The 15,388-nt window shown below is 58.2% G+C and carries 13 protein-coding genes; 8 read left to right on the top strand and 5 right to left on the bottom strand.

The features are described 5' to 3' along the window. Nucleotides 1-117: 117 nt before the first annotated feature. On the bottom strand, nt 118-381 hold the full coding sequence (rpsT, locus tag ACG2K1_RS03040) for a 30S ribosomal protein S20 (RefSeq protein WP_009426520.1): 264 nt from the start codon (nt 379-381) through the stop codon (nt 118-120). Nucleotides 382-666: 285 nt separating this feature from the next. Here rpsT and ACG2K1_RS03035 point away from each other — a divergent pair, with 285 nt between their 5' ends. Further along, entirely contained in the window at nt 667-1,806 is a 1,140-nt protein-coding gene (locus ACG2K1_RS03035) for an extracellular solute-binding protein (RefSeq protein WP_036496274.1), read from the top strand. A 341-nt stretch (nt 1,807-2,147) separates the two neighbouring features. Here the strand turns inward: ACG2K1_RS03035 and ACG2K1_RS03030 are convergent, their stop codons facing one another. Both ACG2K1_RS03030 and ACG2K1_RS03025 read right to left on the bottom strand, forming a co-directional pair. Next, nucleotides 2,148-2,240 carry a methionine/alanine import family NSS transporter small subunit gene (locus ACG2K1_RS03030; RefSeq protein ID WP_036496268.1) on the bottom strand — a complete coding sequence of 31 codons (93 nt, stop codon included), beginning with the start codon at nt 2,238-2,240 and terminating at the stop codon, nt 2,148-2,150. Continuing rightward, a complete protein-coding gene (locus ACG2K1_RS03025) occupies nt 2,240-3,763 on the bottom strand; it encodes a sodium-dependent transporter (protein ID WP_395428057.1) in 1,524 nt (507 codons plus the stop codon). The genes ACG2K1_RS03030 and ACG2K1_RS03025 overlap by 1 nt, the downstream gene beginning before the upstream one ends. 588 nt (nt 3,764-4,351) lie before the next feature. Here ACG2K1_RS03025 and ACG2K1_RS03020 point away from each other — a divergent pair. The 7 genes from ACG2K1_RS03020 to ACG2K1_RS02990 all read left to right on the top strand — a co-directional run bounded on the left by ACG2K1_RS03020 (nt 4,352) and on the right by ACG2K1_RS02990 (nt 10,814). Beyond that, a complete protein-coding gene (locus tag ACG2K1_RS03020; protein ID WP_036496265.1) occupies nt 4,352-4,591 on the top strand; it encodes a hypothetical protein in 240 nt (79 codons plus the stop codon). Between the two features lie 39 nt (nt 4,592-4,630). Further along, nucleotides 4,631-4,948, top strand: coding sequence for an NGK_0946 family protein (locus ACG2K1_RS03015; protein WP_009426514.1), 318 nt, complete (start codon nt 4,631-4,633; stop codon nt 4,946-4,948). Nucleotides 4,949-5,187: 239 nt separating this feature from the next. After that, complete coding sequence (gene ubiD, locus ACG2K1_RS03010) at nt 5,188-6,666, top strand: 4-hydroxy-3-polyprenylbenzoate decarboxylase (RefSeq protein ID WP_395428059.1); 1,479 nt, start codon at nt 5,188-5,190, stop codon at nt 6,664-6,666. Nucleotides 6,667-7,249: 583 nt separating this feature from the next. After that, a complete protein-coding gene (locus ACG2K1_RS03005; RefSeq protein ID WP_036496262.1) occupies nt 7,250-7,552 on the top strand; it encodes a hypothetical protein in 303 nt (100 codons plus the stop codon). Between the two features lie 229 nt (nt 7,553-7,781). Beyond that, the gene (locus ACG2K1_RS03000) at nt 7,782-8,300 is read left to right on the top strand and encodes a hypothetical protein (protein ID WP_395428061.1); all 519 of its coding nucleotides are present in this window, start codon (nt 7,782-7,784) and stop codon (nt 8,298-8,300) included. A gap of 147 nt (nt 8,301-8,447) precedes the next feature. Continuing rightward, nucleotides 8,448-8,732, top strand: a complete 285-nt coding sequence (locus ACG2K1_RS02995; protein ID WP_395428063.1) for a hypothetical protein — start codon at nt 8,448-8,450, stop codon at nt 8,730-8,732. A gap of 249 nt (nt 8,733-8,981) precedes the next feature. Further along, the gene (locus ACG2K1_RS02990; protein WP_395428064.1) at nt 8,982-10,814 is read left to right on the top strand and encodes an NAD(P)-binding protein; all 1,833 of its coding nucleotides are present in this window, start codon (nt 8,982-8,984) and stop codon (nt 10,812-10,814) included. 433 nt (nt 10,815-11,247) lie between these two features. On the opposite strand, the gene prpF is transcribed toward ACG2K1_RS02990, so the two are convergent. Together prpF and acnD are read right to left on the bottom strand one after the other, a co-directional pair. Beyond that, nucleotides 11,248-12,417: a 2-methylaconitate cis-trans isomerase PrpF gene (prpF, locus tag ACG2K1_RS02985; protein ID WP_009427499.1), complete on the bottom strand. Its 1,170-nt coding sequence runs from the start codon at nt 12,415-12,417 to the stop codon at nt 11,248-11,250. Nucleotides 12,418-12,750: 333 nt separating this feature from the next. Beyond that, complete coding sequence (acnD, locus tag ACG2K1_RS02980; RefSeq protein ID WP_395428066.1) at nt 12,751-15,357, bottom strand: Fe/S-dependent 2-methylisocitrate dehydratase AcnD; 2,607 nt, start codon at nt 15,355-15,357, stop codon at nt 12,751-12,753. Nucleotides 15,358-15,388: the final 31 nt, after the last annotated feature.

The following is a 15,388-nucleotide window of genomic DNA, read 5'->3' as shown; positions in this document are numbered from 1 at the left end:
CGTTTTCCCCGCAATCCGCCGCCCGCAGCCGGGCGGCCGTTTTGCAATAACCGTAAAAAACCCCCGCCAACCGCATGGCGGCCGTCTCGGGGGCATGGTGCAGCAGCTTCAAACCAATCAGGCCATTGCCTTCACTTTGGCAGACAGACGGCTTTTGTGGCGGGCGGCTTTGTTTTTATGGAACACACCTTTGTCGGCGATGCGGTCGAGCACTTTGACGGACTCAACATAAACAGCCTGAGCGGCGGCTTTGTCGCCTGCGGCAACGGCTTTCAGAACTTTTTTCACGGCAGTGCGGAATGCGGTACGCAGACCGGCGTTGTGGGCGCGGTTTTTCACCGCCTGACGGGCGCGCTTGCGGGCTTGTGCGCTATTGGCCATATCGGATATCTCCTGAATAAATCAAATTTCGTAAACGCGGCATTCTAATAGCCAAACCCGTGCGATGCAAGATTTTTGTTGGACTACTCCTTTTCAGACGGCCTTTTGCGCGCGCATCGTGCGCAAAAACGACAAAACACCAGTCCCGACCACACGGCAGGCAGGCGGGAGAAATGTTTAATATTTTGATTTTCTGTAAAAAGACCATTACAATCTGCTATCTGCCGACAGCATTACCGTCGGCTGTTTTCCCTTATTTATCAACAGCAAGGAATGATAGCCATCATGAAAAAAACATTATTGACCGCAATGATTGCACTGGCACTGGCCGCCTGCGGCGGAAACAAAGAACAAGCCGCTTCGGAAACCAACGGCCAAACGCCTGCAACTGCTGCCAATAGCGGCGCCACCGACGCGCTGAACATCTACAACTGGTCGAACTATGTCGACGAAGATACCGTCGACGAATTCAAAAAAGCCAACAAGCTCAAACTGGTTTACGACCTTTACGAAAACAACGAAACACTGGAAGCCAAAGTGCTGACCGGCAAATCCGGCTACGACCTCGTCGTGCCCGGCATCGCCTTCCTGCCGCGCCAGATTCAGGCCGGCGCCTATCAGAAAATCAACAAAGACCTGATTCCCAACTACAAAAACATCAACCCCAAACTCCTCGAAATGCTGGCCACGGCCGACCCGGGCAACGAATATGCCGTGCCCTACTTCTCGGGCGTGAACACCGTCGCCATCACCGCAAAAGGCAAGGCCGCGCTCGGCGGCCAACTGCCGGAAAACGGCTGGGATCTGCTGTTCAAACCCGAATACACGTCCAAACTCAAAAGCTGCGGCATCGCCATGTGGGACAGCCCCAGCGAAGTCTTCCCCATCCTGCTCAAATACCTGGGCAAAGACCCGGCCGGCACCAACCCCGCCGACATTGCCGAAGCGGCGGAAGTGCTGAAAAAAGTGCGCCCCGACATCAAACGCTTCAGCCCCTCGCTGATTGACGAGCTGGCGCGCGGCGACGTCTGCCTGGCGGTCGGCAACGGCGGCGATCTGAACATGGCGAAAAAACGCTCGGAAGAAATCGGCCGCAAAGAAGGCATCGAAGTGCTGACACCGAAAGGCATGGGCTTCTGGATCGAATCCTGGCTGATTCCCGCCGATGCGAAAAACGTCGCCAACGCGCACAAATACATCGACTACACGCTGAACCCCGAAATCGCCGCGCGCAACGGCAACTTCGTCACCTTCGCCCCGGCCAGCCTGCCCGCGAAGAAACTGATGGATCCGAAGCTGGTAGACGTGCGCTCGATTTTCCCAAACGATCAGGACATGGCCGACGGCTTCGTCATGCCGCAGATGGGCAACGAAGCGAAGAAACAGACCGTGGATCTGTGGCAGAAAATCAAAGCGGGCAACTGATTCCTTCTTCCGCGCCGTATTGACAACCGATGAAAGAGGCCGTCTGAAACCCGTTTTCAGACGGCCTTTCTGCTATCAAAAGACAAGAAACGGGCTGCAACGTTTCTCTGTTGCCATCCGTGTCTGCCTGTCGGAAACAGAGGCCGTCTGAAAGCCGTTTTGCGTTTTAACTTCGTTGAAGCTTCGCTTTCAGACGGCCTATTATCTGTCCGCACGCTTTCCTGCACCCTAAGGCCGCGCGCCCCGCCATACAGCACACCCTGACACAGCGAAAAGGCCGTCTGAAAAACCTGTGTTGCGGGTTTTCAGACGGCCTCCTGCGGCGGGATACGCCGCTGCGCTTATTCCTTAGGCAGGCGGATGATGGCGACGATGAAACCGCCCCAAATAATCACCAGCGCCGCCAGCATCATAATTATTGCGGAAGTGCCCATTATTCGTCTCCTTTCTCTTCTTCGGCATCGGCGTCAAACGGCTCTTCCTTATGCCAGGGCAGGAAGGAGAGCAGCACGGACGCGCCCACCAGCGCCAGCGACATGCCCCAGCCGAATATGTTCAAAAACCAGTCGGGATAGCCGCTGTAATTCTCGGACAAGAGTTTTTGGCTGTCGCTGAACAGCATGTAACCCAGCACGCAGAACGTGCCCAGCACGCAGACATACCAAACCATGCCGACTTTGAACGAGGAAATGGCGTTGATGTGCTTGGCCAGCTTGGGCAGGTTGCCGGAGAGGGCAATCAGCAGGACGTAAACAAAACCGGCGGCGACAATGCCGTAGATATTGACGAATTTGTCGAGCACGTCGAGCACGGGCAGGCCGGTGGTTGTACCGAACAGCAGCGAGGAGATAACCATCATCGGCAGGCTCACGGTCAGCGTGGCGGCCACGCGGTTGATGCGCCATTTGTCCTGAACCGCCGCCACAATCACCTCGACAATGGAAATCAGCGAGGTGATGCCCGCAAACACCAGCGAACCGAAAAACAGCAGGCCGAGAAGCTGGCCGAAGGGCGCTTGGTTGATGATAGTCGGGAAGGCGACAAAGGCCAGGCCGATGCCCGAAGCGGCCACTTCGCCCACTTCCTTGCCCGAAGCCTGCGCCATAAAGCCCAGCGCGGCAAACACGCCGATACCGGCCAGAAGCTCGAAGCTGCTGTTGGCAAAGCCGACGACCAAACCCGTGCCCGCCAAATCCGATTTTTTCTTCAGATAGGAGGAGTAGGTAATCATGATGCCGAAGCAGATGGAGAGGGAGAAGAAAATCTGCCCGTAGGCCGCCACCCACACGCTGGGGTTTTTCAGCTTGGACCAGTCGGGCGTAAACAGCGCGTCCAAGCCTTTGGCTGCGCCCGGCAGCGTCAGGGAGATAGCCACCATCACGACAAACATCACCACCAAAAGCGGCATGAAAAACGACGAGGCGCGCGCCACGCCCTTCTGCACGCCGAAGGCCATAATGGCAACGGTAAACAGCCACACGGCCACCAGCGGGCCGAACACGCCGCCGACGAAATCGAAGCTCACGCCTGCGTCTTTCGCCATTTTCAGATAATCGTTGAAAAAGAAAGCCTGCGGGTCGGCGCCCCATGCGCCGGTGAACGAAAACCAAGTATAGCTGGCCGCCCAGCCGAGAATCACGGCGTAATAAACGCAGATAACCACGTTGGCCATCACGTTCCACCAGCCCATCGGTTCAAACAGGCGGCTGATGCGGCGGAAAGCCAGAGGCGGCGAGCCGCGATAGCGGTGGCCGACGGCATAATCCAGCAGCAGCAGCGGGATGCCCGCCGTCAGCAGCGCCACGAGATACGGCAGAACAAACGCGCCGCCGCCGTTGTCGTAAGCCACATAGGGGAAACGCCAAATATTGCCCAGCCCCACGGCCGAGCCGATGGCGGCAAAAATAAACGCCTTGCGGCTGGAAAAAGTTTCGCGTTTTGATTGTTTTTCGGACACGGAAACACTCCTTGCTCTATCGGCAGGCACCCTCGTCGGGCGGCTGCCGATTGGTTGGAAAACAAAGGCTGCTTTTTCGGCAGCCCCCTCTTGATGTAAAGCCGCCATCATACTGGCTTGTGTAAAGTTTTGCGAGTAAAAAAGAAAACCGGCCGCAACATGGAGAGGCCGTCTGAAAAAAGGCCGTCTGAAAGCGAAGCTTCAACGAAGTTAAAACGCAGCCGCAAAACAGTTGGAAAACACAGAAAACCACGCCACACCGCCCTTTCAGACGGCCTTATGGCAAAGACGCAACAGGAATACCGGCCGCAGCCGCCGTTTTCCCGCATACCGCAGCGCATTACATTTGTTTACGTTGCAATAACGCCTATCAATATGCTCGGCATTTTACCTGCCGTACACGAAAGACAGCGACGATATTTTCTTAGAATCAAAGCACCGCAACCGTTTTTCAGACGGCCTCTTTAGATATGCAAACCACACATCTGCCTTAAATCCCAAAAAACAACCGAATATCTTGACCCAAACACACATATTTGTTAAATTGCGTAAGGATTTTTTTCCAAACACCGAAAAAGGATACGTCTTATGTTAAAACAAACAGCCCTGATTCTCGCCGCTGCCCTGTCGCTGGGCGCCTGCGTCGGCAGCCAGCCCTACGTCAGCAGACTCTCCCCCGAAGAGCTGCGCCACAACGCCGAATCGGTAGACCGCGCAGAACGCGCAGAACGCGCAGAGCGCCGCCGCGAAAACCGCGAAGAAATGATGGATGCCGCCGATGCCATCAACCGCGCCAACCGCGGCCGCAAGGTTTACATCATCCGCTAATCCGACCGACAAACAAATCTTCCACATAGGGGTTTTATTATGAAAGCACTCGTTCTGCCTTTAATCATTGCCATGACACTGGGCGCCTGCGCCGCGCCCGGCCAATCCGTCGGCGACTACGCCATCGGCGACGACAACGCCGCCATCAATGCCGGCCGCAACCGCAAAGAAGCCCAACTCAGCCGCGCCCAGCTCGAACAGCACCGCCGCCAGCGTGCCAACGTATCCGAAGAGCTGGCTCTGGAGCGCGAAAAACGTGCCAACAAACACGACAGCATCCGTCAAACCATGGGTACTGCCGCCGCAGGCGCGGGCTTGATTGGCGGCGTCGCCGGCATCGTCCGCATCTTCCGCTAAGGTTTTCCCATACCGCAAACCGCCGTCAGCAAAGTTTCTGGCGGCGGTTTTTCATTGCCTGCACTGACGAAAGAGGCCGTCTGAAAGCCTGTTTCCGCATTTTCAGACGGCCTCTTGCCAATCCTACGGGAGCTCGTCACAATCGAAACCACTAAAAAGACAAGCGATTGTCAAAAAAAACCGTGCAGGCGGATAAAACCGTCTGCAAAACAAAATCCAACCTTCTTGGAAAACTACCCATGAAATACAAAGACCTGCGCGAATTTATCGCCCAATTGGAACAAACAGGCCGTCTGAAACGCATCGCCGCGCCCGTTTCGCCGCATTTGGAAATGACCGAAATCGCCGACCGTGTGCTGCGTGCCGAAGGACCGGCGTTGTTGTTTGAAAACCCGATTAAGCCCGACGGTACGCGCTACGATTATCCCGTGTTGGCGAACCTGTTCGGCACGCCCGAGCGAGTGGCGATGGGCATGGGCGCGGACAGCGTCGCCAAGCTGCGCGAAATCGGGCAGACGCTGGCGTATTTGAAAGAACCCGAACCGCCCAAAGGCATCAAAGACGCGTTTTCCAAGCTGCCGCTGCTGAAAGACATTTGGAGCATGGCGCCGAACGTGGTGAAAAACGCGCCGTGTCAGGAAATCGTGTTGGAAGGCGAAGACGTTGATTTGTATAAACTTCCGATTCAACATTGCTGGCCGGAAGACGTTGCGCCGCTGGTAACCTGGGGCTTGACCGTAACGCGCGGGCCGCACAAAAAACGCCAGAATTTAGGCATTTACCGTCAGCAATTAATCGGCAAAAATAAGCTGATTATGCGTTGGCTGTCGCATCGCGGCGGCGCGCTGGATTATCAGGAATTCCGCAAACTCAATCCCGATACGCCGTATCCCGTCGCCGTCGTGCTCGGCTGCGACCCCGCCACCATTTTGGGCGCGGTAACGCCCGTTCCCGATACCTTGAGCGAATACCAGTTTGCCGGACTGCTGCGCGGTTCGCGGACGGAACTGGTGAAATGTATCGGCAACGATTTGCAAGTGCCTGCTCGCGCCGAAATCGTGCTGGAAGGCGTCATTCATCCGAACGAAACCGCGTTGGAAGGCCCATACGGCGACCACACGGGCTATTACAACGAGCAGGACCATTTCCCAGTATTCACGGTCGAACGCATCACCATGCGCGAAAACCCGATTTACCACTCCACCTACACAGGCAAACCGCCCGACGAACCGGCCGTGCTGGGCGTGGCGCTGAACGAAGTGTTCGTTCCGCTGTTGCAAAAGCAGTTCCCCGAAATTACCGATTTCTACCTGCCGCCCGAAGGCTGCTCCTACCGCATGGCAGTCGTGAGCATGAAAAAACAATACGCCGGCCACGCCAAGCGCGTGATGATGGGCTGCTGGTCGTTCCTGCGCCAGTTTATGTACACCAAATTCATCATTGTGGTAGATGATGATGTGAACGTGCGCGACTGGAAAGAAGTCATCTGGGCGATTACCACGCGCATGGACCCCGTGCGCGATACCGTGTTGGTGGAAAATACGCCGATTGATTATCTCGATTTCGCCAGCCCCGTGAGCGGACTCGGCGGCAAAATGGGCTTGGACGCCACCAACAAATGGCTGGGCGAAACCCAGCGCGAATGGGGGCGCGTGATTGAACGCGATGCCGATGTAGCGGCGAAGGTGGATGCGATGTGGGGGGAGTTGGGCTTGTAGGCAGCCTGAAAGCCAAAAGGCCGTCTGAAAACATTTTTAGATGCCGTTTTAGCTTTGCTGAAACCCGCTTCGCCTGTTTTCAGGCTGCCTAAACCATCCCACAACCAAAGAAACGCCGAACCGCAGCTTCCATTTTTCGGGTAGCCTAGACACTAGGGGCTGTTGACAATCAGCTTTGCGGCGGTGTTTTTAGCAAAAAATACCCGCCCAAATCCCTGATGTTCCACGCTTTCGCCCTTGCCGCCGCGCTGTATGCCGCACCTGCCGCCGCAGGCTGCTCCTGCCCCTATGGCGGCACACTGCACGGAGGCGCACTAATCTGTGTAGTTCCCGACGGCAGGGGTGGAAGACTCCCGTCGGGCAAGCAGTCTGCACTTCAAACAACGCACAGCCTTACAGCGAGCAGCCTAATCAGCATTGGTGGTCTAGGGGATTAAACAACAAAGCAATCAAGGCCGATCCCATCCAGCCCGGCCATGTAGTCGGCATCCTCGAACCCGGCGGCCTGCACGGCTCGCTCGGCGGCGGCAGCGGCGCATCCGGCAAGCCGCCCGCCACATTCTCTTCCGCCCGCAGCCAAGCCTTGCGCCTGTGCAACGAAACTGCCCGCAACGGCGGTCGCGCTGCATGCAGCCCCGAAGCCGTTTTCCTGCGCGAAACCAGTCCCGTGTGCATCGCCGCCGCCCGCAGCAGAGGCAGCCGAGGCAAAGCGCAGCTTGCCGTTGTGCGTTATCTCGACATTGAATCCTTCAACAGCGACCGCGGCGCAGGCAACCAACTCCCCGTGATGACCGAAACCGACGCCCAATCGCAGGCCATACAGCAATGCAACGCTCGATACGGCAACTGCCTGCCCATAGAAACCTGGCCCGAATGCAAACACTAAACCAGCAGCCGGCGCTGGGGGTCTGCAGCAGGCACGCACGCGGGCTTGGGCGGAAAACCTGCCAACCGCGTGTGTGGCAAAGCTACACACCCTACGCCATACACGGCTACGCTTGCTCTGATGCCGGCTGCGCAGCGCAGTGCAGCAAAGTAGCGAAGCTAAAAACCAAACGCAGCCTGAAAGTCAGCTTTGCACTTTCAGGCTGCCAAACCAAGAGCAAGGAAAAACCATGTGCAACACCCCCAACATCAACGCCTTTCGCGGCCAAATGCTGCAAAACCGCACCTGCACCACATCGGCAACCACGGTTGCAGGCGGCGTTTTTGGCGTGTTGGATGCCATGTGTTTGGCAGACGGTCGAGCCATGCGCGGCAGCCTGAAACCGTGGCTCTACGTCCTGCTGTTGCCGCATATTGCAACGCTGTTGCTGCTTATGCTGTTTACGCTGCCTGCCGCGATGCAGCATTCCGGTTTCGCACTGGAAATACTGCTCTCGCCCGTGCTGCTGTGGCTGATGGCCGGCACAATCGGCTGGTTTGCCTACCTGCCCCATGTTGCAGAGTGGCCAAGCCTGATTGCGCCCACCGCGATGGTGCTGCTGATAATCGCCGTTTGCCTGCTTTCAGGCTGTCACAAACGACATCACCATAGCGGCAAACGGATGATTTCGCTGGCAGTTTGGCTGTGGTTTGCCTACGGCTTTGTATTACTGGCATGCAGTATTAGTTCGTCTCATCAGGCCGTCTGAAAACCCCTTATCCGGCTTTTCAGACGGCCTCTCCAACAAAGAAACCCGCGCCATGAAAGAATTTGCCTACCCGCCCTTATCGCCCCCAAATCCGCCGAAAAAATCGTCCGACGCTTAATCGGGCGTTTCTTTAACGGCAACATCGGTGTGAAAAAGATACGGGTAAACGGACAATTAAAGGATAAAACCGTCTTCTCATTTAAAAGACCGTTCTACGCCGCAGACGGAGAAATCTGCACGCCCGCCGCATTGGCAGAGTGGTTTCCCGCGCAAGAGCTGTATGTGTTGCGGCACTACGTTTTTCAGGGCAACGCCCTGCCGCTGTTTGCCGCCCCATCGCAAGCAATAGCAGCGGACTTGACGAATTTGGACGCACTTTGCGGCTACGAATATGCCTATGTTTTTGACAAGGATTACTCGTCTTGCTTTTAGGTGAGCGATTCGTCCGCGCCGCAAGCGTTGGGCGGTACGGAAAAACAGGCCGCCGTGCTGATTCGATATGCGCCAGTAAGTAAAGCAGGGCTGAAAGAAGCCTGAAAGCCGCAGGCTTCAACGAAGTTAAACCATCGCCTGCCATCTTTCCCCACACAAAAAGCTGTCTTTCAGACGGCCTCATTCAAGCCCGCTCCGTCTTTCGGTACAATCGCCCCTTTTTTAACCACAACAAAAAGGAACACCACCATGCCCTTACACCTCACACGCCGCCGCTTTCTCAAAAGCACCGCCGCCGTCGGCGCATTCGCCTTCGCTGGCCCCGTTTACCGCGTGCTCGCCGCAGAAGAAGCCGCCGCGTATTACCCGCCCGCGCTGATCCGCACACTGATGGGCGACAACGACGGCAGCCAGGCCGCCGCCCACGGCCTTGCCCTGCGCGGACAAAGCGTTACCCTGCCCGAAAAAGCCGGCGAGCAATACGATTTAATCGTGATCGGCGCAGGATTAAGCGGTTTGACCGCCGCCTATCTCTATCGAAAATCCCGCCCCAAAGCCAAAATCCTGATTTTGGACGCGCATCAGGACTTCGGCGGACACGCCATCCGCAACGAATTCAATGCAAACGGCAAACTCATCTTGGGCTACGGCGGCAGCGAATCCATCGACTCCCCAAAAACAGGCTATTCGCGCCAAGCCAAGCAGCTCTTGCACGACCTCGGCATCGACTACACCAAATTCAACCGCTATTTCGACCAAACCCTGTATGAAAAATGGGGCTTGAAAGAAGGCGTATTCTTCGACGAAGCCACCTTCGGCAAAAACGCCGTCGTCGCAGGACAGCCTGAAAACGGCAACGCCCAATCCGCCGACCTTATCGCCCAATTCCCCATGCCCGAAGACGCCCGCGCCGCGCTCACCGCGCTGTACACCAAGCCCGCCGACTACTGGCAGGGCAAAAGCAAACGCGAGCGCACCGAGCTTGCCCACAGCACGAGCTACTACGATTTCCTGAAAAACACTGCCAAGCTGCCCGAAAGCGCCCTCAACTACCTCACCCAAATCAGCAGCGAATACTGGGGCATTTCCATCCACGCCATTTCCGTTTATTCCGCGCTGGAAGACGGCTACCCCGGCGTGCAAAACCTGCAAATCAGCCACACAGCCCACACCGAAGAGCCCTATATCTACCACTTCCCCGACGGCAACGCTTCCATCGCCCGCCTTTTGGTGCGCAAACTCATCCCCGGCATCGCCGCAGGCAATACCATGGAAGACATCGTTACCGCGCAGTTTGACTATGGCAAACTCGACTTGCCCTCCAACAACGTCCGCATCCGCCTCAACAGCACCGCGCTGATTGTGCAAAACACGGCAAACGGCGTGGCGGTGGCATACAAAACCCCAAGCGGCCAAGACTTGGCGCGCGCCGACGCGGCGAAATGCATTTTCGCGGGACACAGCGCGCTGGCGGCGAAAATCATGCCCGAAATGCCCGAAGCACAAAAAACGGCCGAGCTGAGCAACTCGCGCACGCCCATGGTTTACGCCAATGCCCTGGTAAAAAACGCCCGCGCCTTCAAAAAACTCGGCGTACACCGCCTGTATTCGCCCGCCGCCTTCTTCTGCGACGTGAAACTGGACGACCCCGTCAGCATCGGCGACTACCAATTCGCCAAAACGCCCGACGAGCCGATCGTAATCCACATGGCGCACATCGCCACCGCCACCGAAGGCAAAACGCCGCAGGAAATGTATAAAAAAGGGCGCGGCAAACTGGCGGGCATGACCTTTGACGCGATTAAAGAAGAAATGCTCAAACAGCTCCGCGCCATCTACGCGCTCGCGGGCGAAAATCTCGACAACGACTTGCTCGACGTTTCCATCAACCGCTGGTCGCACGGCTACAGCTACGAACGGTTGGATTTGTTCAACACCGAGCGAAACGCGGCGGACACTACCGCGAAAATGCAAAAACACCTGGGCAACATCCTGATGGCCGGCAGCGACGTGGCATGGAAGCCCTATGTGCAGGACGCCATCGACCAAGCATACCGCGCGGTGAAAGAGGCGTTGACTTAGGGTCTGTTGACAATCAGCCTTGCGGCGGTGTTTTTGGCAAAAAATACCCGCCTGCCGCGTCAAAAATGCTCGCAAGGTGTCCAACATTGCTGCGCTTTTTCCTTGCATTCGGGCATTTTTTACTCAAAAAACCGTCTCGCAAGCTGAATGTCAACAGCCCCTAAGGCTTTACCCTTAAAAAGGCCGTCTGAAAGCGGATTCTCCCGTTTTCAGACGGCCTTAAGATTCGTTGGCAATCAGTCTCCGTAGTCCTGCGAACAGCTGCCTTGTCTGCCGTATTGCACCATTAATTGCGTCATGGCTTCGTTGGTGCGGGTTTGACGGGCGGGGGGGAATCTTAAAAAAGCGGGAGGCCGTCTGAAAACCTGTATTACAGGTTTTCAGACGGCCTTTTTGCTGCGCATGCATGATTTATGCCATGGCGCAAAACCGCCTAAAAACAATCATCCGGCACGCGTACGCTGCCTTCCATAATCACGCGGGCGCTGCGGCTCATCACGGCTTTGGCGACGCGCCAGCGGCCTTGTTCGCAGCGGGCGGCGGCGCCGACACGCAGGGTGCCGGACGGGTGGCCGAAGCGTACGGCGTCGCGCGCGATACCGCCGGCGGCGAGATTGACCAGGGTGCCGGGAACGGCGGCGGCGGCGGCGATGGCAACGGAAGCGGTACCCATCATGGCGTGGTGCAGTTTGCCCATGCTCATGGCGCGTACCAGCAGGTCGGTGTCTTCGGCGGCAATGATTTTGCCGCCCGCTGCGGTGTAGGCGGCGCTGGGGGCGACCCAGGCGATTTTCGGGGTGTGGGCGCGGGTTTGCGCTTCGGACAGCGTTTGGATCAGTCCCATTTTCAGGGCGGCGTGGGCGCGGATGGTTTCGAGTTTTTCCAGTTCGGCGGGGTTGGCGTTGATGTCGTCCTGGCTTTCGCGGCCGCTGTAGCCCAAGTCGGCGGCGTTGAGAAAGACGGTGGGGATGCCGGCGTTGATCAGGGTGGCTTTCAGGCTGCCGATGCCGGGGACGGTGAGCTCGTCTGTCAGGTTGCCGGTGGGGAACATCTCGCCTGCGCCGTCGGCGGGGTCGAGAAATTCGATGACGGTTTCGGCGGCGGGAAAGGCGACGCCGTCGAGCTCGAAGCTGCCGGTTTCGGCCACTTGGCCGTTTTCAATGGGAACGTGGGCGACGATGGTTTTGCCGATATTGGCCTGCCAGATGCGGACGGTGCAGGTGCCGTTTTCGGGGATTTTGGCGGCGTCCACCAGCCCCTGCGAGACGGCGAATGCGCCGACGGCGGCAGTCAGGTTGCCACAGTTGCCGCTCCAATCGACGAAGGGGCGGTCGATGGCGACTTGGCCGAAGAGATAGTCGATGTCGTGATCGGGGCGCTCGGATGTGTCGAGAATCACGGCTTTGCTGGTAGACGAGCTGGCGTTGCCCAGTCCGTCTATCTGTTTGCCGTAGGGGTCGGGGCTGCCGAGCACGCGCAGCAGGATGCTGTCGCGGGCGGCGCCGGGCTGCTGCGCGGCGGCGGGCAGGTCGCTGCGTTTGAAGAAGATGCCTTTGGACGTGCCGCCGCGGTAATAGACGGCGGGAATTTTGATTTGCGGCATGGGGTGTCCTTTGTGGTGGGTTTTCAGACGGCCTGTACGGGATTTTCAGGCTGCCTTTGGGGTTTTCAGACGGCCTTTCGCGTTTTTCAGGCTGCCTTGGTTTCAGACGGCCTGTGCCGCCATAGGGTGTGTTGACAATCAACTTTTGAAGCGGATTTTGCGGCATAAAATGGCAGATGCAAGGCGAAAATGCGAGCCAATGCCGTCCATTGGCGAGTGTTTTCAACGCGGCAGATGCCGTTTTAGGACGGAAAAGCCGCCAAAATGTTGAATGTCAGCACACCCCAGGCAGCCTGAAAAGGGAAAAACGGCTTTTCAGGCTGCCTGTGTGCGTCAGGCGGCGTGTTCTTCGAGAAAGTCTTGGGCGAAGCGTTGCAGCACGCCGCCGGCCTGGTAGATCAGGACTTCTTCGGCGGTGTCGAGACGGCTGCTGACGGGGACTTCCAAGGTTTCGCCGTTGCGGCGGCGGATGGTGAGCGTCATGTCGCCGCGCGGGACGAAACTGCCGGAAACGTCGTAGGTTTCCGTGCCGTCGAGCGCAAGGGTGTGGCGGTTGGTGCCGCTTTTGAACTGCAGGGGCAGCACGCCCATGCCGATCAGGTTGGTGCGGTGGATGCGCTCGAAACCTTCGGCAACGATGGCTTCGACACCTGCCAGCCGCACGCCTTTGGCGGCCCAGTCGCGGCTGGAACCTTGTCCGTAGTCGGCGCCGGCGATGATGATGAGCGGCTGTTTGCGTGCCATATAGGTTTCGATGGCTTCCCACATGCGGGTTACGCGGCCTTCGGGTTCGATGCGGGCGAGCGAGCCTTGGCGAACGCTGCCGTCGGCGTTTTTCACCATTTCGTTGAACAGTTTGGGGTTGGCGAAGGTGGCGCGCTGGGCGGTGAGATGGTCGCCGCGGTGGGTGGCGTAGCTGTTAAAGTCTTCTTCGGGCAGCCCCATTTTGGCCAGGTATTCGCCTGCGGCGCTGGTGGGCAGGATGGCGTTGGACGGGGACAGGTGGTCGGTGGTGATGTTGTCGGGCAGGATGGCCAGCGGGCGCATGTTTTTCAGGCTGCGTTCGCCCGCCAGCGCGCCTTCCCAGTAGGGCGGGCGGCGGATGTAGGTGGACATGGGGCGCCAGTCGTAGAGCGGGCTGGCGGCTTTTTGCGCGGTGCCGGTGTCGAACATGGGCACGTACACGTCGCGAAACTGCTGCGGGCGGACGTATTCGGCAACGACGGCGTCGATTTCTTCGTCGGCCGGCCAGATGTCTTTTAAGCGGATGTCGCGGCCGTCGGCACGACCGAGTATGCCGTTTTCGATGTCGAAACGGATGCTGCCGGCGATGGCGTAGGCGACAACCAGCGGCGGGCTGGCGAGAAAGGCTTGTTTGGCGTAGGGGTGGATGCGGCCGTCGAAATTGCGGTTGCCGGACAGGACGGCGGTGGCGTACAGGTCGCGTTCGATGATTTCCTGTTGGATTTCGGGACGCAGGGCGCCGCTCATGCCGTTGCAGGTAGTGCAGGCGAAGGCGACGATGCCGAAGCCCAGTTGTTCCATTTCATGCAGCAGGCCGGCTTCTTTCAGGTAGATTTCGGCCACTTTCGAGCCGGGGGCGAAGGACGTTTTCACCCACGGTTTGCGTTTGAGCCCCAAGCGGTTGGCGTTGCGGGCGAGCAGCGCGGCGGCAACGACGTTGCGCGGGTTGCTGGTGTTGGTGCAGCTGGTGATGGCGGCGATAACCACGGCGCCGTCGGGCATGCGGCCGTCTGCCGGTTCTTCGTAGGGCGCGGCCAGGCCTTTGGCGGCCAGATCGGTGGTGGAAAAACGCGCGTGCGGGTTGGACGGCCCGGCCATGTTGCGCCCCACTTGCGAAAGGTCGAATTCCAGCACGCGCGGGTAGCGGGCACCGCGTAAATCGTCTGCCCACAGTCCGGCGGTTTTGGCGTAGGTTTCCACCAACCGAACCTGATTCTCGTCGCGGCCGGTGAGTTTCAAATAGTCGATGGTTTGGCGGTCGATGGAAAACATGGCGGCGGTGGCGCCGTATTCGGGGGTCATGTTGGAAATGGTGGCGCGGTCGCCCACGGTCAGGCTTTCGGCGCCTTCGCCGAAAAATTCGACAAACGCGCCGACCACGCGCTCTTTGCGCAGAAATTCGGTAAGCGCCAGCACGATGTCGGTGGCGGTAATTCCCGCCCGGCGGCGGCCGCTGAGTTTCACGCCGACGATATCGGGCAGGCGCATCATCGACGCTCGCCCGAGCATCACGGCTTCGGCTTCCAAGCCACCCACGCCGACGGAAATCACGCCCAGTGCGTCCACGTGCGGCGTGTGCGAATCGGTGCCGACGCAGGTGTCGGGAAAGGCGATGCCGTTTTGCACCTGCACCACGGGCGACATTTTTTCCAGATTGATCTGGTGCATGATGCCGTTGCCTGCCGGAATCACGTCGACGTTTTCAAAGGCGGTTTTCGTCCAGTTGATAAAGTGGAAGCGGTCTTCGTTGCGCCGCTCTTCGATTTCGCGGTTCTTGGCGAAGGCGTCGGGGTCGTTGCCGTCGCATTCCACCGCCAGCGAGTGATCGACAATCAGCTGGGTCTGCACCACCGGATTGACTTTGGCCGGATCGCCGCCGCGCTCGGCAATCGCGTCGCGCAGCCCGGCCAGATCCACCAGCGCGGTTTGGCCGAGAATGTCGTGGCACACCACGCGGGCGGGATACCAGGGAAAATCCAATTCCTGCTTGTTGCCGATCAGCTGTTCCAACCAGGATTGCAGCGTGGGCAAATCGGTTTTGTCGGCGCGGCGCACCAAGTTTTCGGCCAAGATGCGGCTGGTGTAGGGCAGTGTGTCGTACGAGCCAGCCTGAATCTCGTCGCAGGCGGCGCGGGCGTCGTAGTAGTCGAGACCGGTATCGGCCAAGGGTTTGCGGTATTTTTCGTTGGCGCTCATGGTTTTTTCCTTTGTTTCGGTATTGTTCTTG

The sequence above is a fragment of the Neisseria sp. 23W00296 genome (assembly GCF_044772855.1).
Taxonomy (GTDB): Bacteria; Pseudomonadota; Gammaproteobacteria; order Burkholderiales; family Neisseriaceae; genus Neisseria.
The sequence above is the reverse complement of the archived record's forward strand: the minus strand, read 5'-3'. Positions and strand labels throughout refer to the sequence as shown.